Below are 24,051 nucleotides of genomic sequence, written 5' to 3' on the forward strand. Positions count from 1 at the left end.
GGCGGGGGCAGCGGTGGACTGGTGGCTCGTTCTGGGAGCGCCGGCCGCCGGGCTGCTGATCGCCGTCGTCACCGCACCGGTCGGGGTGTCGGGTGCGGTGTTCCTGCTCCCGGTCCAGCTCAGCGTCTTCGGCGTGCCGACCCCCGCGGTCACGCCGACCAACCTGCTCTTCAACGTCGTCGCCGGCCCCGGAGCCCTGTGGCGCTACGGCCGGACCGGCGCCCTGCGCGGCTCGCTCACCCGCCGTCTGGTGGCCGGCAGCCTTCCCGGGGTGTGCGCGGGCGCCGTCATCCGGGTCTTCGCCCTGCCGGGCCCGACCGTCTTCCGGCTCCTCATCGCGGCCCTCCTGCTCCCGTTGGGATTGTGGCTGTGTGCCCGTACGCTCCGCCCTTCGCACGGGCGGCCCGCCGCCGAACCGTCCGCCCGTACGGTCACCGGCCTCGCCATGGCCGTCGGAGTGGTGGGCGGTGTCTACGGGATCGGCGGCGGGTCCCTCCTCGGCCCGATCCTCGTCGGCCGGGGCGTGCCCGTCGCCCGTGTCGCCCCGGCCGCCCTGGCCTCGACCTTCGCGACGTCCCTCGTCGGCGCCGCGACCTTCGCGCTGCTGTCCCTGGCCGGCAGCGGACAAGTGGCCCCCGACTGGCCCCTGGGCCTGGCCTGCGGTGCGGGCGGCCTGATCGGCGGCTACCTCGGCGCCCGCCTGCAGCCCCACCTCCCCGGGACCGCACTGCGGCTCCTGCTCGGTGCGCTGGCCGCTGCCCTCGGCGTCCTCTACGCGGCCCAGACCCTGACCTGACGCCGCTCACGCGGACCCGCTGCCAGGGGAGGCGACCGCCCATTTTGATAGATGTCTATGTTGACGCCCGTCGAAGCAGGTGGGATGCTGATCGGGTCAGACATCGACAAGCGTCGAACCAAAGGGGAACCTCGTGAACGCCAGCGCAACCACCGTCAACGGCCACCTGCCCGTCGTGGTCATCGGGGCAGGCCCGGCCGGTTTGGCCGCCGCCGCGCACCTCGTCGCGCGTGGCCTCACGCCCCTGGTCCTGGAAGCCGGACCGGCCGCCGGCAGCGCGGTGCGCGAGTGGGGCCACGTGCGGTTGTTCTCCACCTGGTCCGAGGTAGTCGATCCGGCCGCCGAGAAGCTCCTGGCCCCCACCGGCTGGACCGCCCCCGACGGTGCGGCGTACCCCTCCGGCGCGGACTGGGCCGAGAAGTACCTCCAGCCGCTCGCCGATGTCCTCGGTGACCGGGTCCGCTACGGCGCCACGGTGACCGGCGTCTCCCGGCTCGGCCGCGACCGGATCGTCGACGCCGACCGCGATGCGCAGCCCTTCACCATCAGCGTCCTGAACGCCGGCGGCACCGAGGAGCGGATCACCGCCCGCGCCGTCATCGACGCCTCCGGCACCTGGTCCACCCCCAGCCCCATCGGCGGCGACGGCCTCCCCGCCCTCGGCGAGCACGCCGCCTCGGACCGGATCTCGTACCGGATCCCCGACCTCAAGGACCCGGCCGTCCGCGCCCGTTACGCCGGCAAGCGCACCGCCGTCATCGGCTCCGGCGCCTCGGCCTTCACCGCCCTCGCCCACCTGGCCGCCCTCGCCAAGGAGGAGTCCGCCACCCGAGCGGTGTGGGTCCTCCGCCGGGGCATCAGCGGTTCCACCTTCGGCGGCGGCACCGCCGACCAGCTCCCCGCCCGTGGCGCCCTCGGCCTCGCCGCCAAGGCCGCCGTCGACGACGGCTACGCCGACGCGGTCACCGGCTTCCGCACCTCCGCCGTCCGGCGCGACGGCAACCGGCTGGTCCTCGTGGCGGAAGACGGCCGGCATCTGGATCCCGTGGACGAGGTCATCGTCCTCACCGGCCTGCGCCCCGACCTCTCCTTCCTGAACGAACTGCGGCTCGGACTCGACGAGCGCCTCCAGGCCCCGCTGGAGCTCGCGCCGCTGATCGACCCGAACCAGCACTCGTGCGGCACCGTCTACCCCCACGGGGTCAACGAGCTCTCCCACCCGGAGAAGGACGTCTACCTGGTCGGCATGAAGTCCTACGGCCGTGCGCCGACCTTCCTCGCCATGACCGGATACGAGCAGGTCCGCTCCATCGCCGCCGCCCTCGCGGGCGACCGGGAAGCCGCCGAACGCGTCGAGCTGACCCTCCCCGAGACCGGAGTCTGCGGCGGCGCCGGACTCTTCGACCAGCCCCAGGCCGCCGAGGAGACCGGCGGCGGCTGCTGCGCGGCCCCCACCACGCTCACCGTCGGCCTCGGCGTCGGCGCACCGGCTCAGTCCGGCGGCTGCTGACCCGCGGTGACCGATCCCCGCGGCAGCGGCGCCGCGACCGGAACAGGGGACCGGTCGCGGCGCCGCGGCGTGCTGCCCGCGCTCTGCGCCACGCAGATCACCAGCTGGGGCATCGTCTACTACGGCCTCCTCTCCGGACTCCTTTGCGCACCGGCCCACATCGCGGCAGCCCTGGTCCCCTGGGGAAGGACGAACGGCTCCTCTGTCGACCGCCTAACCAGCGACCCCCACCTTCTCCAATTCGGCCAATCGGGCGAGGACGCGCTGGGAGAGCTCCGCCGCCGGCATCCGGAACTGGCTCCAGCGATCCTTGGAGTCCGGCTTCATCGACGCCGAGAACTTGAAGCGCCCCTTGCTGTTGGGCTCGGTCACCATCTCGGCGAACGTGCCGCTCGGGATCAGCCACGCCATCGTGATGACCCCCCGCTCGACATCCACGGCGATGAACAGCATGTCCAGGTTGGTCCGCGGCTGGAACGTCTGCGACCGCACGAAGGCCATCAGCCGGTTCTTCTGTACCTGCGTTCCCGTGGACATCCGCGCCTTCACCTGCACCGCCAGAGTCGCGGAGCTCCCGCGCCGGTGGAAGACGAGGTCCACCCCCTCGTCGTCCACGAGCGAGGTGGAGACGTTCAACTCCCCGCCCGTGGCGAGGATGCAGGAGGCCGCGACCAAGTACTCCGCGGCCTTCCCCATGCGCCCGGCGGCCGGGCTCTTGTCCACGTAGTCCTCGTCATCACTCATGGCGTGAACCTACCGAGCGCCTCCGGCGGTGAACATCCCTCCGGACGGCTCCATCGGACGACCGGCCACCTCGAACCACCGGCACAAGCGGGTGCCGCGGGCGTGCGACGTCGGCCTGATCGCGGTGGTCGAGCCGGCCGCCGCGAGTAGGGTGGCCGAAGCTCCTGTTCGCTCCAGGTTCGTCCGACGGAGAGGAAGAGACATGCGCAAGGCCCTGATGGTGATGGCCGCGGCCGCGATGACGGCCATCGGTTTCGCCGCGCCGGCGCAAGCCACCGTGAACGCCGTGGACATGCCCTTCGGCATGGCCTACGGCAACAGCACCACGTCCGGAACGATCCACTTCACCGACGGGTACACCGCCACCGTCTCCGGCGCCGTCCACGCGGCGAGCGGCTACCGCCGGGTCTGCGCCTACGGGGCGAACGGCGACGCGAGGTCGGGTCTCATCTGCAGCCCGTTCGCCCAGGCCGGCGGGCCGGACCAGCCCCTCAGCGGATCGCTGCGGATCGCGGTCCCGGGCGGCGTCCAGCGGGTCTACATCACGATGTACGACGGCAACAACGTCCGTCTGGCCGAGGAGTTCTGCACCCGCAACGGCTGTACGCGAGTCCTCTGAGGCACTCCGGCCCGCCCCGGCCCTTGCTCCGGTGGTGCCTGCCGGGAGGGAGGCTCCGGGGGCTCCTCATGGCGGGGGTGCGTTCCCGCCGGTCGGCGGTAGTGGCGGCGGGCCGCGGCGCCCAGGATGGAGATCGTCCTGACGCGGTGCGGGGGCCCCTTCGGCCGCGACCGCAGTGTTGTGCGCGCCGTTCGCTCGCAGCGGTCACGGCCACGGCTACGGCCTCGTCCCGGTGCCCATGACGGGCGCAGCCCGGGCCCACCTTCGGGCTCGGGCCGCGCCGGCGCCGGGGGTGGTCGGTCAGCCTTGGAGGAGGGCGATGCGGATGGCTCGTTCGACGTGCGCGGCGGCGTTGGCGTGTCCGGCACCGTTGGGGTGAACCAGGGTGACGCGCTTCTGGATGAGACCGCAGTTCAGCGCGGTGCCGGGGAGCTTCGTGGGCCAGTAGTCCTCGGCCTCGCCGCAGATTCCCTCGACCCACTTCGTGCCCGCGGGCTGGCAGGCGTCGTGGCCCACGCTGGAGGAGTAGACGTCGACGTAACGGTCGCCGAAGAACGAGGAGACCTGCTGGATGGTCCCGTTCAGCGGCTTGAGGACGTTTTCACGGAGCCAGTCGATGTCGGCGTGCTTGATCGCGCTCAGCTCGGTGAGGGAGAGGCGGTTGCACTCGCTGCCGTTCTCCGGCAGGACGGCCGGGTAGCCGACGGTGATCACCTTGGCGTTGGGTGCGGCCTCGTGCACCTTGGCGAGCATGGTGATGTACTCGTCCTGGACCCTGGCGATCTTGTCCTGGATGCTCTCCTCTCCCTCGGGCGGGTTGGTGTAGTACTCGCGGCAGGACTCGCCGTACTTGGAGCCCAGTTCGAGGCACTTGAGGAGCATGCCGCCGAACGGCAGGCTGTTGCCGCCGACGCCGATGGTGACGACGTCGGTCTGCTCGTTCAGCTGGGCCCGCTGGATCTGCGGGTTCACCGCGGTCCAGCCTCCGTTGGGGGGCTCGACGGGGCTGATCGGCGTCTGCCGGGCCGTGGCGATGTTGTCGATGGTGGCGTTGCCGCAGCTGACGTTGGTCAGGTGGACGGCTTTGCCGGGCGGGAACTCGGCGAGCTCCCGCTCGACGAGGCCGGGGTAGGCGTCGGTGGTGCGGTCGCAGCCGTCCCGCGACGGGCCACCGAGCGCGGGCTGTGGGTCTCCGACGAAGCCGCCGGCCGTGTACGAGTCGCCGAGTGCGGCCCACTCGTACTGGTCAGCCGCACCAGCGGAGCCCGAGGGCGCGAGTGAGGCAGCCGCCAGGGCGAGCCCGACCGCCAGGGCCCGCGTCCTGAGACGGGAGACAGGGTGTCGCATCAATCCTCCAGAATCGGCATAAGACGCCCCGGAGCCGCAATGTGCCCCAAATGGGAAGGCGTCTCGCGCAAGAGCATCCATGCCACCGGTCCGCCGCTCGACCGAATCGGGACCTTCCAACCCCGATCGAGCTAAATGATCGGATCTTCGTGCTGCCGCCTGCGGTCTGCCAACAGCCGACGCACGCACCGGATCGGCGGCCGGCCGCGCGGCGACCAGACGCCCGACACGGCCTGCGGATCATTTACGGAAACGACCCTTCAGCCCGCCGTTCAACCGGCGGCCCATGACCTCGACGACCCCGAAGAGCTGGAGCCCCTTGTGCACTGCGCCCACCACCTGGACGGTTGGGAGGAGAACTGGGGAGTCTCCGTCGAGGAACTCAACGCAGAGGCGGTGGAGGCGCGAAAATGACCGGGGTTCGTTCTCGCCACCGGGATCGGTCGACGGCGAGGTGAACCGCTCCAGCGCTGGTCACCGCGGAAGGCCGCACACCACCTTGGGGCGGGGAGCGGTGGACGGTCTGCGGTCCCGACCTATACCGCCAGCCGTCTGAGCCCGGCGGCCGACTCGTGCGCGTGGAGGCGGGAGAAGTATTCCGTGCCGATGATCCTGTTCCGGGTCGGTTCAGGGAGGCGGGAGAGGAGCGCGGGGAGCGGGCGGTCCTTCGCGACCTCGCTGCGGTGCGCGAGGATTGCCCGCCACTTCCTGCCGAGCCAGGGCCGGACGTCGACCGTTGCGGTGATCAACTCGTCAGGCACGCTCAGGAGCGACTTGCCCACTCCGGTGAGCAGGGGCTTCAGGTCATCGAGGGCGGAGTGAGGGTGGGTGGCGGTGTACAGAGCTGCCGGCTGCCAGGGTTCCCCGGCGTCGGGACAGAGGTGCTCCAGCCCGGCGGCGGTGAAGGCCATGGTGGTGACGCGGTGGGTGTGGCGGTGGTCGGGGTGGCCGGTGAGCTGCCCGTAGGCGTCGTGGGTGACCACGATCTCGGGCCGGAACTGCCTGATGTGCCGGACGAGTTCCTCGATCACCTCGTCGAGCGGTGCGTCGCACAGGCGTGGGCGGCCCGGAGCGGACTGGGGGATGCGGTGGTCGGCGTACCCCAGCATGCGGGGTTCGCCGGCGCCCAGGGCCGCTGTGGCGTCGGCGAGTTCGGCGGCGCGGTGGCTGTCGGGGGCCCAGGTGGTGGTGACGACGGTCGTCCGGGCACCGGAGCCGGCGTGTGCGGCGAGGACTCCGCCGGCGACGAGGGCTTCGTCGTCGGGGTGGGCGAAGACGCCGAGCAGACTGGGCAGCGGCACGGTGGCCTCCTGGTGGAACGGATCGACGGCGCGGCGCGTCGGTGCGATCTCCGACGGTGACACGGACCAGCTCGGCTGCGCCCGCAGTTCCTCCGTACTGCACCCGTGTCGGCGGCGCGCAGCGCGGAGCTGTGGCGCGGGTCCAGCCCTCGGAGACGCACCGGGCCGGCCGTCGTCCGTCACGTAACGGCCCCGGACGCCGTCGTACGCGACTCCGCGCACAGCGCTCCGGAGGGACCGTCTAGGATGTCGGCCGCGCGCTGATGTCACATGTGGTTGACGTCGCGCCGGGTCGTGCTCATGTGCAGTCCTGCGTCCGTGAGCCGTCCGACCGGATGCGTCCGGGTAGCTGTTCCTACGGGGGAGAACGATCGGTGTTCGGAATCATCAGGCCATGCCGTCATCGCCTGGGCGAGGGCTTGCGTACCGAGTGGATGGCGCATCTGTGCGGGCTGTGCCTGGCTCTGCGCAGCGAGTACGGGCAGTTCGCGAGGGTGGCCACCAACTATGACGGCCTGATCGTCTCGGTGCTGACCGAAGCGCAGTCGGAGCGGACCGGGGACTGGCGGCGGGGTGCCGGGCCGTGCCCGCTGCGCGGGATGCGGTCGGCGGACGTGGCGCGGGGTGAGGGTGCGCGGCTGGCGGCGACGGTGTCGCTGGTGCTGGCCGCGGCGAAGATGCGCGACCACGCGGCCGACGGTGACGGCCTGGTGGGGCGGCGCCCGGTGGCGCTGGCGGCCCGCCGGATCGCCCACAACTGGGACCGTGCGGGCGTCGCGGGCGGTGAGCGGCTCGGCTTCGACACCGCGCTGCTGATCCGTGCGGTCGAGCGCCAGGCGGACATCGAGCGGGCGACCGGTCACGGGGGCTCGCTGCTGGCGGTCACGGAGCCCTCGGAGACGGCGACCGCAGCCGCCTTCGCGTACACCGCGGTGCTCACGGACCGCCCGGGCAACGCCGAACCGCTGGCGGAAGCGGGCCGTCTGTTCGGTCGGCTGGCGCATCTGCTGGATGCGGTGGAGGACCTGGACGCGGACGCGGCGTCCGGCGCGTGGAACCCGATCGCCGTGACCGGCGCGGACCGAGCCGAGGTGCGCCGGCTCTGCGACGATGCCGTCCGCGGGATCCGACTCGCCCTGGATGACGCCGTGTTCGTCGACGGACGGCTGGTACGGACGCTGTTGGGCGGCGAGCTGGAACGTGCCGTCGACCGTGTCTTCGACCCTCGGCACCGTCACCACAAGCCCCGGCGAGAGGCGCGGGGCGGCCTGCGCATGCTGCCCTGGCTGGGACGCCGTACCGGGACGGATGCGGAAACGGCCTCGGCCTGCGGCGTGGGGGAGCTTGCGGGCGCCGCCACGATGGGCGGGGTGACGGCGTCGGGCCGGCCGCCGGAGGGGCAGTGCCGGCGGTGTCGCGAGTGGGGCCGGCTGTGCGGCGATTGCAGGTTGTGCTCCAGGTGCTGCCGGTGCGACGACGGCGGCCCGGATGACGGGGAGCCCATCCAGTTCGGCGACGGCAACCGCAACGGCGGCTCGAGCCGGGACGGTTCCGGGAACGACGGCTGGTTCGGCGGCCAGGGCGGCGGCTACTCCGGCGGCAACTCCGGTGGCAACTTCGGCGGTTCGGGCGGCGGTTCGGGCGGTGGGCGTGGTTCCGGCGGCTCCGGTGGTTCCGGCGGAGGTTCGGGCGACGGCTGCGGCGGCGGTGGCTGCTGCAATCCGTGCAAGTGCTGCTGCGACTGCTGCGACTGAAGGTGGAGGAGCCCGGTTTCCCCGCCCGGCGGGGAAACCGGGTGCCCGCGGCGGGAGGCGCCGGTTTGCTCCGAAGCCGCCTCCTGGCGGTCCCGGGCCGGGAAAATGGGTTGAACCCGGGCGGTGGCACCGACAGGATCGGGGAAGACCGATGAGTTCTTGCCGGCGCCGCAGTCTGTCAGGGTGACCGCCACGCGCGGAGGACACTCACATGACGGAAGGCACCATGCCCGCACCACACGAAACACCCAGCCCCTCACCCGCCCGCGTCACCGCCGTGCTGCGGATCCTCGTGCTGTCCACCTTCGTCGTCCTCCTCAACGAGACGATCATGGTCAACGCGATCCCGCGGCTCATGCGCGACTTCGAGGTCACCGCCGCCGCCGCGGGGTGGCTGTCCACGGCCTTCATGCTCACCATGGCCGTCGTCATCCCGGTGACGGGGTGGTTCCTCCAGCGCGTGACGACCAGAACCGCGTTCGGTCTCGCCATGGCGCTCTTCCTCGCCGGCACGGCACTGGCCGCGGCCGCGCCCGCATTCCCCGTACTGCTGGCCGCCCGCGTCATCCAGGCCAGCGGCACCGCCGTCATGATGCCGCTGCTCATGACCACCCTGATGACCCTCGTGCCCCCGCACGACCGCGGGCGCGTCATGGGCAACATCACCCTCGTCATCTCCGTCGCCCCCGCCCTCGGCCCCGCCGTCTCCGGAGTGCTGCTGCAGCTCGGCTCGTGGCGCCTGCTGTTCGTGGCCGTGCTTCCGATCGCCGGAGCCATGGCCATATTCGGCCGGAGCAAACTGGTCAACATCGGCGAGCCGCAGCCCACCCCCATCGACTGGCTGTCCGTCCCCCTGGCGGCAGCGGGCTTCGGCGCCCTGGTCTACGGCCTGAGCGGGCTCGGCGCCGAGAACGCCGCCCAGGCCCCCGTGCCCGCGGAGGCCATCACGGTGGCCGGCGCCGTGCTCGTGGGCCTGTTCGTATGGCGGCAGCTGGCACTGCAGCGTTCGTCCGCACCACTGCTGGACCTGCGCGCCCTGATGTTCCGTCACTTCTCCGTGGCACTCGGGCTGATGTGCCTGTCCTTCATGGCCCTCATGGGTGCGTTCATCCTGCTGCCCATCTACCTCCAGGAGGTGTGCGGCCTGACCTCACTGCAGACCGGGCTGCTCCTCATCCCCGGCGGCCTGACCATGGGCCTGCTCGGACCGCAGGTCGGCAAGCTCTACGACCGGCTCGGCGCTCCACGCCTGGTCGTCCCCGGCGCCGTGCTCACCGCGCTGTGCCTCGCGCTGTTCGCGCTCACGGGCGAGCAGACCTCGCCGTGGGTGGTGCTCGCCCTGCACGTGGCCCTGAGCGCGGGCATGGCGTTCGTCTTCACCCCCGTCTTCACCTCCGGCCTGTCCGTACTCCCCCCACACCTCTACCCCCACGGCTCCGCCATCCTGGGCTCGCTCCAGCAGGTCGCGGCCGCCGCCGGCACCGCCCTCGTCATCAGCGTCATGTCGGGCCGCGCCGCCACGGCGGCGGCCGAGGGTGCCGACGCCACCGGCGCCCTCGCCGCGGGTGTCCGGTGGGGATTCGGCATCGGCGCCGTGCTCGGCGCCGTGGCCGTACTGGTCGCCTTGCTGATCCGCACACCGCCCGCTCCGGAGAAGCCTTCCGAGCCGGAGGCCCAGGACGAGGACGGCACCGCGACGAACAAGACCGCCCATACGCCCACCTGAGGCCCCGGTGCCGGCGGGGAGCGGGCGGCGGCCGGTCGTCCGCCCCGGTCGGTGGAACGCCGGCTCCGTGCTGCCGGCTCCCTCCCGGAGCCGAGCGGCGCGGAGACGGCGTTCCGTTCCGTCAGCCCCTGAGCGGGCCCTCGCAGGTGTACGCGGAGGTGCCGGCGCTTCCGGCGATGGCGGTCGGGCCGAACCAGCAGTTCATGTCCTGGAAGTTGGTGCCGCTGCCGAGGGCGCGCTCGATCAGCCGCCCGTCCGTGGCGGCCGACATGTCCTGGAAGACCAGGTCCGGGGCGGCCGTGTCGCGCAGCGTGGCCGTCAGCTGCCCCGTGCACACGAACCGCCGGTTGGTGCCGGTGGCGCCCGTGTCCGCGCACTGCGCCGCGGTCCCACTGGCGCCGGAGAGGGCCGACCGCACCTGGTCCGCGGTGTCGTGGGTGAGGGTCCCGGTGGGCTGGAACACCGTACGGGGGACGTACAGGTCGCCGACCTTGGCTATCTGCTCGTCGAGGAAGGTGTCGTACCCGCGCTGGACGGCGGCGTCGGCGCCCAGGCGGTTGCGCCAGGCGTCGAATCCGGTGACGTCGTTGGACCTCAAGAAGCGGTACATGGCCTGGAGTTCGGACGGCCTGTCCCGCCACATGTACTCGAAGAAGGTGCCCGCGTAGTCGTAGAAGCGGAAGCCGTCCCCGGAGTACGTCGCGTGCAGGAGCTGGTCCACGCTCATCCGCGGGCCGCCGGCCGCGGTGTCGTCGATGATCCCCTGGACCAGGGACTTGCGCACCGCGACCCCGTCGTCGCGGGTGGCGCCGTCGAAGAACTCCGCCGTGCCCTCGTCCATCGCCGTGGTCCGGTCACCGCTGTACCAGGCGCCGGAGCCGAAGGTGCCCGGGACGGCGAACCGGCCGTTGAGGTAGTGGGCGTACTCGTGCCGGAACAGTTCCTCCAGGGTGAGGGAGGAGTCCTCGGGCACGCGCCGCTGGTAGGTGTAGAAGGTCGCCGTGGACTCGATGTACATGCCGCCGTTGTCGGTGCTCAGACCGGTGAGGATCGGCTGGTACTCCACGTAGTCGGCGCGCGAGGCGTACAGCACGACGGTGAGGGTGGCGTTGGTGTCTCCGGCGAGCGGCTGCTCGGTGCCGAGCACGCGGTGGAAGTGTGACTTGACCTGCTTGCTCGCGTAGTAGAGCTGGTCGACGGTCGCCCGGTCGAGCCCGGTGCGGACCTTGATCGCGCCCTTGTCGTAGGTGTACGTGTACGGGAAGAGCCGTGCCTCCAGCTCGGCCTTGCACTTCGGCGAATGGCAGGAGCCCCCGGGGGTGGCCTGGGTGGCGGACGCGGCCGTGGCGGCCCGCTCCACGCGGTCGCGCCGGTCGCGCCGGTCGCGAGCCGAGTCGGACGGCCCGGGGTCCGCCTTCGTGGCGATGGCGGAGGCGGGCGCGGAGACGGAGGCGGGCGCGGAGGCGGGTGCCGGCCCCGGGGCGGGCACGGGGGAGGCCTGGGCGGCGGGCAGCGCGGACAGGGCGAGCGTCGCGACTGTCACGGCGGTGAGCAGGGACGCGCGCAAGGATCTCGGAGCGGGCAAGGAAAGTCTCCTGACGGTTCGGCAGGGGTGGATGGTGCGGTGCCGCGGAAGCGCTGCCGCGTAACATAGCAATGTGAAATGGCACTGTTAACCCCTCGGACCGCACGGCTTAGCGCGGGCGGACGCTCACGGGACGGACGAGGTCGGTGGTCTTGTGCGTGAGGGAGTCCCTCCACATACTCACTGCAGCGTCTGTCAGGGACACGCCATTTCCTGACGCGCCTCACAGGGCCCCCACCCCACGGGCCCCGACGCTCCGAGGAGGAGATCAGTGAGGATCACGCGCACCAGTTCCCCCACCCGCACGCCGAGACGAGCCGTGTTCGCCGCCGTCACCGCGGGCCTGCTGGCGGCCACCGGGCTCAGCCTGCCCACCGCCCAGGCCGCCGCCCCGCGGTCCTTCGGGGCGGCGGAGCTGGCCAGGGTCGACCAGGCCGTCCTGAACGCCGACGTCGGCGGGACCGCTTGGTACGTGGACCGGGCGAACGGCCGGGTCGTCGTGACCGCCGACAGCACCGTGTCCGCCGCCGGCCTGGAGAAGATCCGGAAGGCGGCGGGGGCCGAGGCGGGCGCCCTGCGCATCGAGCGCACCCCCGGCACGTTCACCACCCTGCTGGGGCCGGGCGACGCCATCTACGGCGGTGGCTACCGCTGTTCGGCCGCCTTCAACGTCGTCAGCGGCAGCACGTACTCCTTCCTGACCGCCGGCCACTGCGGCAACGTGGTCAAAACCTGGTACGCCAACTCCGCCCAGAGCACGCTGATCGGGCCCACCGTCGGGTCGAGCTTCCCGGGCAACGACTACGCCCTGGTCCGCTACGACAACACCTCGCTGAGCCACCCCGGCGGCTTCACCGCCGCCAACGCCTACGTGGGCGAGCCCGTGAAGCGCAGCGGCTCCACCACCGGCACGAAGAGCGGAACGGTCACCGGTCTCGACGCCACCGTCCACTACAGCGGCGGCGGCACGGTCCGCGGCATGATCCAGACCAACGTGTGCGCGGAGCCCGGTGACTCGGGCGGGGCGCTGTACGACGGCACGAAGGCGCTCGGCATCACCTCCGGCGGCAGCGGCAACTGCACCGTCGGCGGTACGACGTTCTACCAGCCGGTGCCCGAGGCCCTCGCCAAGTACCGGGTGTCCCTCCTCTGAGCATGCCCCTCGGCCGCCCCCGGTCCCGACCGTGACACGGGACCGGGGCGCGGTCCCCTCAGCGGGCCCAGCGGGCCGGCGAGCCCGGCGTGCCTCGGTGTGGTGGCGGCCGCCACGACGGCGGGCCGGCCCGGGCGGCCGGCTCATGCGCCGCGGCGGCCGGCCGTGCTGTCGTCGACCGCTTCCAGCGCCTCCGGCATGACCTCCGCGGCCCCGGGCCGGGCCGCGCGGACGCGTGTGCGGCGCCCGGTGAGCCAGGTCGCGACGGGTTCGGTGTAGCGGGCGGTCAGCGGTCCGACGATGACCAGCACCAGGACGTAGGCGGTGGCGAGTGGCCCCAGCGCGGGCTCGATGCCCGCGGTGACCGCGAGCCCCGCGATGACGATGGAGAACTCGCCGCGCGCCACGAGCGTGCCGCCGGCCCGCCAGCGGCCCTTCACCGAGATCCCGGCGCGGCGCGCGGCCCAGTAGCCGGTGGTGATCTTCGTGCCGGCCGTGACGACCGCCAGCGCCAGGGCGGGCAGCAGCACGGGCGGGATGCTGGCGGGGTCGGTGTGCAGGCCGAAGAAGACGAAGAACACGGCCGCGAACAGGTCCCGCAGCGGGCTGAGCAGGTTGTGCGCACCTTCGGCGACCTCGCCCGACAGGGCGATCCCGACCAGGAAGGCTCCGACGGCCGCCGACACCTGGAGCTGCTGGGCGATCCCGGCGACCAGGAGGGTCAGCCCGAGGACGACGAGCAGCAGCTTCTCGGGGTCGTCGCTGGAGACGAACCGGGAGATGACCCGGCCGAAGCGGACCGCGAGGAACAGCACCAGGCCCGCCACGCCCAGCGCGATCGCGAGGGTGACGCTTCCGGCGGCGAGGCTCACCCCGGCCAGCAGCGCGGTGATGATCGGGAGGTAGACCGCCATGGCGAGGTCCTCGAGGACCAGGATGCTGAGGATCACCGGGGTCTCGCGGTTGCCGAGGCGCCCGAGGTCGCCCATCACCTTGGCGATGACGCCGGAGGAGGAGATCCAGGTGACTCCGGCCAGGACGACGGCCGCGACCGGACCCCAGCCCAGCAGCAGGGCCATCGCCGCGCCGGGCAAGGCGTTCAGGGCGGCGTCGACCAGGCCCGCCGCGTACTGGGTCTTGAGGTTGGAGACCAGGTCGCTGGCCGTGTACTCCAGGCCGAGCATCAGCAGGAGCAGGATGACGCCGATCTCGGCGCCGATCGCGACGAACTCCTCGCTCGCCCCGAGCGGCAGCAGTCCGCCCTCGCCGAAGGCGAGGCCGGCGATGAGGTAGAGGGGTATCGGGGAGAACCGGAACCGGCCGGCGAAGCGGCCCAGCAGGCCCAGTCCCAGGATGATCGCGCCGAACTCGATCAGGAAGACCGCGGAGGAGTGCACGGCGCTCACTCCCGGCCGAGGATCGAGGCGGCGGCCCCGACACCCTCGCGGGTGCCGATCACGATGAGCGTGTCCCCGCCCGCCAGACGGAAGTCCGGCGTCGGCGAGGGGACCGCTCCCGAACGGCGCAGGACGGCCACGACCGACGCCCCGGTCGCGGTCCGCATCCTGGTCTCGCCCAGCACCCGGCCGTTCCAGTGAGAGGTCGAGGACAGCTCGATCCGCTCCGCCACCAGCCCCAGATCGGTCGTGGACAGCAGGTTCGGGCTGTGGTGGGAGGGCATCAACGCGTCGATCAGCGCCTCGGTCTCACCGGCGGTCAGTTTCACGGACAGCGCGCACTCGTCCGGATCGTCCCTGCGGTAGGCGTTCACCGTGCGGGTGCCGTCGCGGTGGGCGACCACCGACAGGCGGCGGTGCTCGCGGGTGGTGAGGTCGTACCTGACCCCGATACCCGGCAGCGGTGTACTGCTCAGACGTGGAACGGGCACGGCGAACCCCCTGGTTCGTAGTGGTGTCCTGCGGCAGACCGGACGTGCCTGGGCACACCCTCCGTTGTCACCTTATCGACATGCGGATCACCTGATCGGGTGAGCGAGGGGTCGATCGCCATTCGTCTCTCGTGAGAAGCGGGGCCGCGAAGGGTCGCGCCCTGATCGTTTAATTGGAAATGATTATCATGTAACCTTCGGTGCGTTCCCTTGATCGGCACCACCGGAAGGCAAGAGCGCGCACCATGAGAACCCCCCGTCGTCGGCTGATGGCCGGTCTCCTCCTCACCCCGCTCCTCACCGGCTGTTTCGCCTCCGGCGGCGACCCGGTCTCCGGCTCCGCGGGCTCCGCGGACGGCAGCCGGCTGCGGGTGGCGCTCGCCTTCCCGCCGACCCGGAACTTCTCCCCGCACAGCCAGGACGCCTTCCACCTGTCCAAGCTGGGCGTCTCCGAGGGCCTGACCAAGCTGGACGCCAACGGCAACACGGTCCCCGCGCTCGCCGAGGCGTGGACCAGCGAGCAGGGCGGCCGCAGCTGGCTGTTCACCCTGCGCGGCGCGAAGTTCCAGGACGGCACCGAGCTCACCGCGCAGGCCGTCGCCTCCGCCCTCACCCATGCCGCCGGAGCCCAGCCCGTCCCCAACGCCCTCTCCGGCGTCAGGCTGACCGCCGAGGCGGTCGGCGAGCGCCAGGTGCGGATCGGCACCGACGCCGCCGACCCGGTACTGCCCCTGCGCATGTCCAACCCGAGCCTGGCGGTGCTCTCCCCGAAGGCGTACGGGGAGAAGGGCACCGTGAACCCGGTCGGCACCGCCACCGGCCCCTTCGCGCTCACCCGGATCACCGGCGACACGGCGGCCACCCTGGACCGCTTCGACGACTACTGGGGCGGCCGCGCCCAGGCCCCGGGCATCGACGCCACCTTCGTCGCCGACGGCACGGCCCGCGCCAACGCCCTGCGGACCGGCCGGGCCGACATCGCCGAAGCCCTTCCCATGGCCCAGATCCCGTCCCTGGACCAGGGCACCGTCCACGAAACCAACACCGCCCGCAACACCAGCCTCTACCTCAACACCAAGTCCGGCGTCTTCGCCGACGCGGGACTGCGCGCCGCCGCGCGCGGGGCGGTCGACACCTCCGTCATCGCCAAGGACGTCTACGAGGGCAACGCCGAGGCCGCGCACGGCATCTACGGCCCCGCCCTGAACTGGGCCGCCGCCAAGCGGACCGAGCCCACCGGGCGGGCCGCGGCCGGCGAGCCCGGAGGGAAGAGCATCACCCTCGCCACCTACACCGGCCGCCCCGAGCTCGCCGAGGCCGCCCAGGTGCTCCAGCGGCAGCTCGAAAAGGCCGGGTTCAAGGTGAAACTGGAGGTCCGCGAGTACGCACGGCTCGAAAGCGACCTCCTCGCGGGGAAGTTCGACGCCGCCGTCGCCTCCCGCAACATGGTGCTCGACACCGGCGACCCCGTCAGCGTCCTCGCCAGCGACTTCACCTGCGCGGGGACCTACAACCTGTCGCTGCTGTGCGACCCGGCCGTCGACCGGGCCGTGGCGGACGCCCGGGCCGTGGCCGACACCACCGAGCGGCAGAACGCCGCCATGAAGGCGGAAGCAGCGGTCCTCGGCACCGACGCGGTGGTCCCCCTCGTGCACCAGAAGGTCTCCACCGGCATCGGCGCCTCCGTGCGGGGCACGCTGCTCGACCCGTTCGAGCGGCAGTTCATCGGAACGGGGACCCGGCGCTGAACGGCAACCCCGACCCCACCCGGTGCGGCACCGCAGCCCTGACCACCGCGCTGCGCGCCCTCGCCCGCGGCGGCGGGCACACCCTCCTGTGGCGGGCCCTGCTCGCCGCGGCCGTGGTGTGCGGGATCGGTCTGCTGCCGTGGCTCTCGCGCACCGACCCCGCGCTGACCGTGCTCAAGGCCCGCTCGGCGGAGCACGACCCCAGCCCCGAGGCACTGGCCGCCGTACGCGACGAACTCGGCCTGGGCGACGGTCCGACGGCCCTGCTCGCGCGCTGGCTCGGCCGGCTGCCGCACGGGGACGCGGGCCGGTCCTGGATCTCCGGGACCGACGTCCTGCCGTCCGTGGCGGAGGCCCTCGGCGTCTCGCTCCTGCTGATGGCGGGCTCCCTCGCGGTCGCCGTGGGCACGGCCGCCGCGGTGTGCGCCCGCACCCTGTGGCTCGGTTCACGGCGCGGACTCGGCGAGCGCACCGCCGGCGGCACCGCGACGGCGGTACTGGCCGCGCTGCCGGAGTTCCTCGTCGCCGCCGTACTCGCCTCGCTGATCGGTGTGCGGCTGGGCTGGCTACCCGCCCTCGGCTGGTACGGCCCGCAGTGGATGGTGCTGCCCTCGCTCGCCCTCGGGCTGCCCGCCGGAGCGGTCCTCGGGCGGATGCTGGACGATCTGCTGCCCGGCGCGTTCCACGCGCCCTGGGTGCCGGCCGCCGCCGCACGGGGCGTCCCGCCGCACTCCGTGGCACGGCAGGTGCTGCGGAGCTGCCTGCCGGGACTCCTGCCCAACCTGGGACTGTTCGTCGTCGGTCTGACCGGCGGCTCGGTCGCCGTCGAGCAGGTCTTCGACATCCCCGGCCTGGGCCGGCTCACCCTGCGCGCCGCCCTCGCCCAGGACCTGCCCGTCCTGCAGACCGGCACGCTCGCCCTGGTACTGCTCGCGGCCGCCGCGGGCGCCCTGGCCCGGCTCTGCGCCCGGCTGCTGACCGGACCCGTGCCGCGTGACGGCGCCCTGCTCTCCCTGCACCGGCCCGCCCCGCCCGCACCGCGGACACCGCCCCTGCTGTACGGGACACTGCTCGCCGTCCTCATCGGCGCCGGCCTGTCCCGGGACCCGCTCGCCCTGCACCCCGGCGCACGTCTCCACGCCCCGTCCACGGCCCACCCGTTCGGAACCGACGCGCTCGGCCGGGACGTCCTGGCCCGCATCGCGCACGGCGCCCTGACCACCCTCGGCACCGCCCTCGCCGTGAGCGCCGCCGCCCTCCTGACCGGTGTGCTGCTGGGGCTGCTCCCACGGCTGTCCGGGCCCGTGGTCGAGACCGTCAACGCCGTGCCGCCCGTACTGGCCGGCCTCCTCGTCACCGGTGTCGCCGGCAGCGGCCCGTGGACCCCCGCGCTCGCCGTGGCCGCCGTCGCCTGGTCCCCGCTCGCCACCCACACCTCGGCCCTCCTCCGACAGGAGCGCGCCGCCACCCACCTGACCGCCACCCGCGCCCTCGGCGCCGGCCGCCGGTACGTCCTCACGCGCGTCCTGCTCCCGGCCGTCCTGCCGCCCGTCTTCCGCCACGCCCTGCTCCGGCTCCCCGGCATCGCCCTGTCGCTGGCCGCCCTCGGCTTCCTCGGCCTGGGCTCACAGCCGCCGTCGCCCGAGTGGGGCCTGCTGCTCGCCGAGAACCTCCCGTACGCCGAACGGGCCCCCTGGGCCGTCCTCGCCCCGGCCGCCGTCCTCGCCCTCCTGGGCGCGCTCGCGGTCACGGCGGCGGGCGCGGCGAGGCGCGGGACACCCCGGCCGAAGCCCGGGGGAGTACGCGTACCCAGGCCGGGGCGGCGGGCGGCGGTACACCCCGCGGCGCCCGCGGCCACCCCCGCCGTACCGGCGCCGGGCGCGCCGGAGCCACCGCGCCCCTCCGTCCTCACCCCGTCCGCGGACTGAAGGGAACCCGATGACCGGCATCTTCTCCCTCGTCCTGCCCCGCCGTGCCGCCCGGGTTCCGAAGCCCCCGCGCGAGCGGACGTGGAAGCACCTGTCGCCGCTGCTGCGCCTGCTGATCCTGACCCAGCTGGCCTTCAACACCGGCTTCTTCGCCGTGCTGCCGTTCCTGGCCGAACACCTGGGCACCGCGATCGGCATGGCCGGCTGGACGGTCGGCTTCGTCCTCGGTCTGCGGACCTTCAGCCAGCAGGGCCTGTTCGTGGTCGGCGGATGGCTGGTGGACCGCCACGGCGTACGCCCGGTCGTCCTGACCGGCTGCGCGCTGCGGATCGCCGGATTCGCCTGGCTCGGGTACGCGGAGGCGACCTGGGCCGTGATCGGCGCGGTCCTGCTGACCGGCTTCGCCGCCGCCCTGTTCTCCCCGGCCGTGGAGTCCGAGACGGCCCGGCAGGCGGCGCTCCGCGAGCAGGAGGGCCACGGCCCGCGCACCCGGACGCTGGCCCTGTTCAGCGCGGCCGGGCAGGCGGGGGCCTTCGTCGGGCCGCTGCTCGGGGGCCTCCTGCTGACCCTCGACTTCCGTACCGTGTGCCTCGCCGGGGCCGGGGTCTTCGTCCTCGTCCTCGCCGGGCACGCGCGGCTGATGCCGCAGCACATCCCCGGCCGCGTCCGCACCCGCGGGCGGGGCGGGACCCGCGCGCTGCTGCGCAACCGCCGCTTCCTCGGCCTGTGCTGCGCGTACGGCGCCTACCTGCTCGGCTACAACCAGCTGTACCTCGCCCTGCCGGACGAGGTGGAACGGGTGACCGGCTCCCAGGCGGCCCTGTCCTGGCTGTTCGCCCTGTCCTCCCTGCTGGTGGTGTGCGCCCAGCTCCCGGTGACCCGCTGGGCGGACGGCCGCTTCGGCCCGCGCCGCTCCATGGCCGCCGGGCTGCTGCTGATCGCGGCCGGTTTCACCGTCGTGGCCGCCGCACGTCCGGCGGAGTGGACGGGACCCGCCGGGCTGCTGCCCGCCGCCGGGTACGTCGTCCTCCTCACCCTGGGCCAGATGCTGATCGTCCCGGCCGCCCGCGCCCGGGTGCCCGACCTCGCCGAGGACGGACGGCTCGGCCTGTACACCGGCGCGTTGTCCTCCGTCTCCGGCCTGATCGTCCTCGCGGGCAGCTCGGCCGCGGGCTCGCTCCTCGACCTGGGCCTTCCCCCCCGCCGTCCCCTGGCTGGCCCTCGCCGCCGTGCCCGTCCTCGCCCTGGGTCTGCTGCCCCGCGACCCCGGCGCGGTCCACGGCCGCCGCCACGGATCTCCACGGTGAGGGCGGGTACGAGCGACCGCGCGTCCCGGCGGAACTGACGGCACGGCCGATCGCCGCCGGGACTTCCGGGCAGACGGGCCCTGACGAAGGGACGGACGTTATGGGCGAGATGCGGATCGGGACGTGTTCATGGACGGACAAGGCCCTCGTGGGCAGCGGATGGTACCCACCCGGGCGCCGTGACCCCGAGGGACGGCTGAGGTACTACGCCGAACGGTTCTCCGTCGTGGAGGTCGACGCCGGCTACTACGCCCTCCCCAGCGTGCGCAACAGCGTGCTGTGGACCGAACGCACACCGCCGCACTTCCGGTTCGACGTCAAGGCGTTCTCCCTCCTCACCGGCCACCCGACCCGCACGTCCGCCCTGCCCGCCGACCTGCGCGGCTACGCCGCCGGGGACCCGGAGCTCCTCGACGAGGTCTGGCACCGCTTCGGCGCGGCCCTGCGGCCCCTCGCGGACACCGGCCGGCTCGGCGCCGTACTGTTCCAGTTCCCGCCGGGATTCGCCCCCGGCGCCCGGGCCGAGACTGTGCTCCACCGCACCAGGAAGCGGGCGCACCAGTGGCCGGTGGCCGTGGAGTTCCGCCATCCCGACTGGTGGCGCGAGGACCGGCGGGAGCGCACCGCCGCCCTGCTGAGGGACCTGGACGCCACCGCGGTGGCCGTGGACACGGCCCAGGGGCTGCCCACCTCGATGCCCCCCGTCACGCCCGTCACCTCCTCAGGGCTCGGAGTGGTCCGCTTCCACGGACGCAGCCCCGCCTGGGGGACCGGCAGCAAGGAGGACCGCTTCCGCCACGCCTACACCGAGGAGGAACTGTGCGCCTGGATACCGCGCCTGCGCCTCCTGGCGGAGCGGGTCGACGAGCTGCACGTCCTGTTCAACAACTGCTGCGGCGACGCCGCCGTACGCGCCGCCGTGACCCTGCGCGGCCTCCTGGACCGTGACGAGAGGAAGGGGCCGATCGGGCCGGCCGGGCACGCATGAGAGGCCCGCGCCGGGTTACACGCCGTCAATGAGACCTGAACGCAGTGCGGTCCCCGGACCCGGCCGCCGCCTCGCCCTCCTCTGGCTGCTGCCGGTACAGGCGGCCCTGATGGTCGCCGTGGGGCTGATGGTCACCGGCCCGCTGGCCGACCGGTGGCCGCTGTCCGCGGAGGACGGCGTCAACCGGAGCCTGGCCGCCCACCGCAGCGGCCCCCTCACCGCGTTCTCGGACTGGCTGTCCCTGCTGGCCGCCACCCAGACCGTCATCGCCCTCACCGTCCTGGCCGTCGCCGCGATCACCGGGCTCTCGCGGGGACGACGGCTGCGGGAGGCGGTGTTCCTGGCCGTGGCCGTGGCCGCGCAGTCCGCGGTTTTTCTGCTGGTGACCCTCGCCGTCGAGCGGCCGCGCCCGGACGTCCCCCACCTCGACGCCGCGCCGCCCACCTCCAGCTTCCCCTCCGGGCACGTCGGAGCGTCGGTGGCGCTGTACGGCGGGCTCGCCGTCCTCGTCGCGCTCCGGCCGCGCGGCGACAGGCCCTGGGTGCGGCGCGCCCTGGTCAGCGCCTTGCTCCTGGTCCCGGTGCTCGTGGCGTTCTCCCGGGTCTACCGGGGCATGCACCACCTGTCCGACGGGGTGGGCGGCCTGCTCAACGGCGCCTGCACCCTGCTCCTCGTGGCGTACGCGCTCCTGCTGCCCGCCCCGCCGCGGCCGTTCGCGCGTGCCGCCTGCGACGCGGTCCCGGCCGGCCGGCTCCCGGCCGCCCGCCCCGCCGTCGGCGGCGCGGCGGGGCGCCGGGCCGTGGTGGTGCGCCACCCGCACGGCTGCGGGACGGAACTGGCCGAGCGCGTGCGGGGCGTCCTGCGCCGCCACGGCTACCGCGACCAGGCGTGGACGGAGACCTCCGCCGAGCACGCCGCGGGCGGTCTCGCCGCGCGGATCGCCGAGGAGGACACCGCCCTCGTCGTGGTCTGCGGCGGGGACGGCACGGTACGCGCCTGCGCCGACGTCCTGGCCGGCACCGGGATCCCGCTCGCGGTGGTCCCCTGCGGCACCGGCAACCTGCTGGCCCGCAACCTGGGGCTGCCCTCCGACCCGGCTGCGGCGCTGGAGGCGGCCTTGTCCGGGGAGACGGCGAGGATCGACGTGGGCCGGGTGGAGGGCGACGGGCCGGGGAGCGCCCGCTTCACCGTCATGGCGGGAGCCGGCTTCGACGCCGCCATGGTCGCCGACGCCTCGGAGCGGGCGAAGCGACGCGTGGGCTGGGCCGCGTACGTACTGTCCGCCGTCGGCCACCTCCGGGACCCGCGGATGCGCCTGTCGATCCGGCTGGACGGGGGTCCCGTACGGGAGCGCCGCGCCCGCATGGTCGTCATCGGCAACGTCGGCAGTCTCCAGGGCGGACTGCCGCTGCTGCCCGAGGCCCGGCCCGACAGCGGCCGGCTGGAGGTGGCTCTGCTCGATCCGCGCGGCGTCCGCGGCTGGCTCGCGGCGGCGGGATACCTCGGGACGCGCATGCTGCCAGGCCGGGCGGCGGCCGCCCCCGGCGGCGCGTACGGCAGGGTGGCCGGCGGCGCGCTGGAGTACTTCAGCGCCGTACGCGTCGACATCCGCTTCGCCCGCCCCCAGCCGCGTGAGCTCGACGGTGACGTCATCGGAGCGGGCACCCGGCTGAGCGCGGAGGTGGAACCGGGCGCGCTGCGGATCTGGCTCCCGCCGCGCGCGCCGGACGGGCGGACGCGCACGGCGGCGGCCGAACCGGCCGTCCGCGCACACGGCTCGGGCGGGCGGTGACGGCCGTGGGAACCGCGACGCGGGTACCGCAGCGCGAGGAAGTGGCGGACGCCACCGCCGGACTGGAGATGGAGGGCGAGGAACTCTCCGCCGAGGAGGCGCTGGCCGCCCTGCGGCGCTACGGGGGCTGGAGCCTCGTACGGGACTCCTTCGTCCGCTTCCGGTACGCCGACGGCTTCAGCCACTCCAGGGCCCTGGCCCTGCAGACGGTACTGGCCCTCGTCCCGCTGGCCATCGCCGTCATCGGGCTGTCCGGCGCGCTGCACACCGAGGACATCGGCCGGATCGCGGAACTGACGATCCGCCGGCTGGCGAGCGGGCCCAGCCAGGAAGTGGTGGACGACGCCCTGGCCCAGAGCCGCCACCGGGCCGGGGACAGCCAGGTCGCGCTCTGGCTCGGTCTGGCCTTCTCCGTCGTGAACGTGACCACCGCCCTGTGCCAGGTGGAGCGGGGTGCCAACCGCATCTACGGAACGGAACGGGACCGGCCGTTCCTGTCCAAGTACGCCCGCGGGCTCGTCATGTCCGTGCTGGCCGGCCTGCCCCTCGGCCTCAGCTTCGCGGTGACCGTCCTCGGCACCCACCTGAGCCGCGCCGTCGCCGAGGTGTACCACCTCGGACCGGGCGCCGTCCGCGCGTGGGACCTGCTGCGCTGGCCCGTGGGCGTACTGCTCGCCGTCCTCGCCACCAGCGCCGTCTTCCGCCTCTCGCCCCGCCGCACCCAGCCCGGTTACACCTGGCTGGCCTTCGGCGCGACGGTGTACCTGGCGCTGTGGCTGCTGGCGACGTGGGGGCTGAGCCTGTACGTCGGTGCCGGCGGCTCCTTCACCACGGTGTACGGGCCCCTCAGCGCGTTCGTCTCCCTGCTGCTGTGGTCCTACCTGACCTCGATGGCCCTCTTCCTCGGGCTGGCCTTCGCCGCCCAGCTGGAAGCCGTACGGGCGGGGGTGACGGAACCGGCCACGGACGATCCCGGCGTCTGAACGGGCCGCGCCCGGACAGCCCGGAAGGGCGGCCCCGGGACGCGGCGGAACCCTCCCTGAAAGGAAGCACCACGACCATGGCACGACCCTCAGCCCCGCGCCGCGCGCTCGCCCGGCTCGTTACCGGCCGCTGGGGCCCAGACGCCCGGTTCGGGGCGCGGCTGGCGGCGACGGTGGCCGCGACCGCCCTCGTGTCCGTCCCCTTCGCGCTCGCGCTGGTCCTCGTGGAGTCGCGGTGGGCACCGCTGTGGCGGCTGGACCAGGGAGCGGCCGAGTCCCTGCACGCGGCGGCGCTCCGGCATCCGGCCTGGGTGCGGGTGCTGCGCTTCCTGAGCGACGTGGTGTGGGATCCGGTGACCATGCGGCTGCTCGTGGCGGCGCTGGTGGTGTGGCTCCTCGTACGGGGCGCCGTACGGCTGGCGCTGTGGGCGGCCGTCACCGCGACGGCCGGCGGCCTGCTCGGCCTGCTGGTGAAGATCGTGGTCGCGCGGGCCCGGCCCCACCTGCCCGAACCGGTCTCCCACGCGCACGGGTTCTCCTTCCCCTCCGGGCACGCGATGACGGCCACCACCTCCTGCGCGGTCCTGCTGCTGGTCCTGCTGCCGCTGGTCCCACGGCGCGGACGTCCGCCGGCGTGGGCGCTGGCGGTGGTCTCGGTCGTGGGCGTGGGCATCACGCGGGTGGCGCTCGGGGTGCACTGGGTGAGCGACGTGGTGGGGGGCTGGCTGCTCGGGCTGGCGGTGGTGACGGCGACGGCCGTGGCCTTCGAGGCCTGGCGGGCGGACGTCGGGCGGCGCCGCACCACTCCCGCGGAGGGTCTGGAGCCGGAGATCCGCTCCGAGCACCCCGAGCCGCCGGCGGGGGCCCCGGACCGTCCGTGAC

The 24,051-nt window shown here is 73.6% G+C and carries 17 protein-coding genes and 2 pseudogenes; 13 read left to right on the forward strand and 6 right to left on the reverse strand.

Going from position 1 to position 24,051, the window contains the following annotated elements; all coding sequences use genetic code 11:
* The first annotated feature begins 13 nt into the window (after positions 1-13).
* Together ACZ51S_RS03405 and ACZ51S_RS03410 are read left to right on the forward strand one after the other, a co-directional pair.
* Positions 14-796 (forward strand): sulfite exporter TauE/SafE family protein, encoded by a 783-nt coding sequence (locus tag ACZ51S_RS03405; RefSeq protein ID WP_468478601.1) that lies wholly within the window; start codon positions 14-16, stop codon positions 794-796.
* A 133-nt stretch (positions 797-929) separates the two neighbouring features.
* Positions 930-2,306 carry an NAD(P)-binding domain-containing protein gene (locus tag ACZ51S_RS03410; protein WP_468959446.1) on the forward strand — a complete coding sequence of 459 codons (1,377 nt, stop codon included), beginning with the start codon at positions 930-932 and terminating at the stop codon, positions 2,304-2,306.
* Positions 2,307-2,519: 213 nt separating this feature from the next.
* Here ACZ51S_RS03410 and ACZ51S_RS03415 read toward each other — a convergent pair whose 3' ends face one another.
* Positions 2,520-3,050, reverse strand: coding sequence for a hypothetical protein (locus tag ACZ51S_RS03415; RefSeq protein ID WP_468478100.1), 531 nt, complete (start codon positions 3,048-3,050; stop codon positions 2,520-2,522).
* Between the two features lie 202 nt (positions 3,051-3,252).
* On the opposite strand from ACZ51S_RS03415, the gene ACZ51S_RS03420 reads away from it, so the two are divergent.
* Positions 3,253-3,669 carry a hypothetical protein gene (locus ACZ51S_RS03420; protein ID WP_468478101.1) on the forward strand — a complete coding sequence of 139 codons (417 nt, stop codon included), beginning with the start codon at positions 3,253-3,255 and terminating at the stop codon, positions 3,667-3,669.
* A gap of 300 nt (positions 3,670-3,969) precedes the next feature.
* Here ACZ51S_RS03420 and ACZ51S_RS03425 read toward each other — a convergent pair whose 3' ends face one another.
* A complete protein-coding gene (locus ACZ51S_RS03425; protein ID WP_468959448.1) occupies positions 3,970-5,016 on the reverse strand; it encodes an SGNH/GDSL hydrolase family protein in 1,047 nt (348 codons plus the stop codon).
* A gap of 536 nt (positions 5,017-5,552) precedes the next feature.
* Positions 5,553-6,311 carry a PIG-L deacetylase family protein gene (locus ACZ51S_RS03430; protein ID WP_468885191.1) on the reverse strand — a complete coding sequence of 253 codons (759 nt, stop codon included), beginning with the start codon at positions 6,309-6,311 and terminating at the stop codon, positions 5,553-5,555.
* A gap of 380 nt (positions 6,312-6,691) precedes the next feature.
* Here ACZ51S_RS03430 and ACZ51S_RS03435 point away from each other — a divergent pair, with 380 nt between their 5' ends.
* Both ACZ51S_RS03435 and ACZ51S_RS03440 read left to right on the forward strand, forming a co-directional pair.
* Positions 6,692-8,071 carry a DUF5685 family protein gene (locus ACZ51S_RS03435; protein ID WP_468959450.1) on the forward strand — a complete coding sequence of 460 codons (1,380 nt, stop codon included), beginning with the start codon at positions 6,692-6,694 and terminating at the stop codon, positions 8,069-8,071.
* A gap of 226 nt (positions 8,072-8,297) precedes the next feature.
* A complete protein-coding gene (locus ACZ51S_RS03440) occupies positions 8,298-9,797 on the forward strand; it encodes a DHA2 family efflux MFS transporter permease subunit (RefSeq protein WP_468802866.1) in 1,500 nt (499 codons plus the stop codon).
* A gap of 121 nt (positions 9,798-9,918) precedes the next feature.
* Here the strand turns inward: ACZ51S_RS03440 and ACZ51S_RS03445 are convergent.
* Positions 9,919-11,088, reverse strand: a pseudogene (locus ACZ51S_RS03445) (collagenase); the annotation flags it as partial.
* 565 nt (positions 11,089-11,653) lie between these two features.
* Here ACZ51S_RS03445 and ACZ51S_RS03450 point away from each other — a divergent pair.
* Positions 11,654-12,535 carry a S1 family peptidase gene (locus ACZ51S_RS03450; RefSeq protein WP_468959451.1) on the forward strand — a complete coding sequence of 294 codons (882 nt, stop codon included), beginning with the start codon at positions 11,654-11,656 and terminating at the stop codon, positions 12,533-12,535.
* A 143-nt stretch (positions 12,536-12,678) separates the two neighbouring features.
* Here the strand turns inward: ACZ51S_RS03450 and ACZ51S_RS03455 are convergent, their stop codons facing one another.
* Together ACZ51S_RS03455 and ACZ51S_RS03460 are read right to left on the reverse strand one after the other, a co-directional pair.
* The gene (locus ACZ51S_RS03455; protein WP_468478106.1) at positions 12,679-13,932 is read right to left on the reverse strand and encodes a cation:proton antiporter; all 1,254 of its coding nucleotides are present in this window, start codon (positions 13,930-13,932) and stop codon (positions 12,679-12,681) included.
* 5 nt (positions 13,933-13,937) lie between these two features.
* Entirely contained in the window at positions 13,938-14,423 is a 486-nt protein-coding gene (locus ACZ51S_RS03460) for a cation:proton antiporter regulatory subunit (protein WP_468478107.1), read from the reverse strand.
* Between the two features lie 245 nt (positions 14,424-14,668).
* On the opposite strand from ACZ51S_RS03460, the gene ACZ51S_RS03465 reads away from it, so the two are divergent.
* The 7 genes and pseudogenes from ACZ51S_RS03465 to ACZ51S_RS03495 all read left to right on the forward strand — a co-directional run bounded on the left by ACZ51S_RS03465 (position 14,669) and on the right by ACZ51S_RS03495 (position 24,050).
* Positions 14,669-16,171: an ABC transporter substrate-binding protein gene (locus ACZ51S_RS03465; protein WP_468959452.1), complete on the forward strand. Its 1,503-nt coding sequence runs from the start codon at positions 14,669-14,671 to the stop codon at positions 16,169-16,171.
* Positions 16,172-16,548: 377 nt separating this feature from the next.
* A complete protein-coding gene (locus ACZ51S_RS03470) occupies positions 16,549-18,099 on the forward strand; it encodes an ABC transporter permease subunit (protein WP_468959682.1) in 1,551 nt (516 codons plus the stop codon).
* Positions 18,100-18,109: 10 nt separating this feature from the next.
* Positions 18,110-19,406: pseudogene (locus ACZ51S_RS03475) on the forward strand (MDR family MFS transporter).
* Positions 19,407-19,506: 100 nt separating this feature from the next.
* Positions 19,507-20,394: a DUF72 domain-containing protein gene (locus ACZ51S_RS03480; protein ID WP_468959454.1), complete on the forward strand. Its 888-nt coding sequence runs from the start codon at positions 19,507-19,509 to the stop codon at positions 20,392-20,394.
* A 28-nt stretch (positions 20,395-20,422) separates the two neighbouring features.
* Positions 20,423-22,186 (forward strand): bifunctional phosphatase PAP2/diacylglycerol kinase family protein, encoded by a 1,764-nt coding sequence (locus tag ACZ51S_RS03485; RefSeq protein WP_468959455.1) that lies wholly within the window; start codon positions 20,423-20,425, stop codon positions 22,184-22,186.
* A gap of 5 nt (positions 22,187-22,191) precedes the next feature.
* Positions 22,192-23,169, forward strand: coding sequence for a YihY/virulence factor BrkB family protein (locus tag ACZ51S_RS03490; protein WP_468478112.1), 978 nt, complete (start codon positions 22,192-22,194; stop codon positions 23,167-23,169).
* 77 nt (positions 23,170-23,246) lie between these two features.
* Positions 23,247-24,050 (forward strand): phosphatase PAP2 family protein, encoded by an 804-nt coding sequence (locus ACZ51S_RS03495; protein WP_468885082.1) that lies wholly within the window; start codon positions 23,247-23,249, stop codon positions 24,048-24,050.
* Position 24,051 lies beyond the last annotated feature (1 nt).

The organism is Streptomyces sp. NPDC034043 (assembly GCF_055575675.1).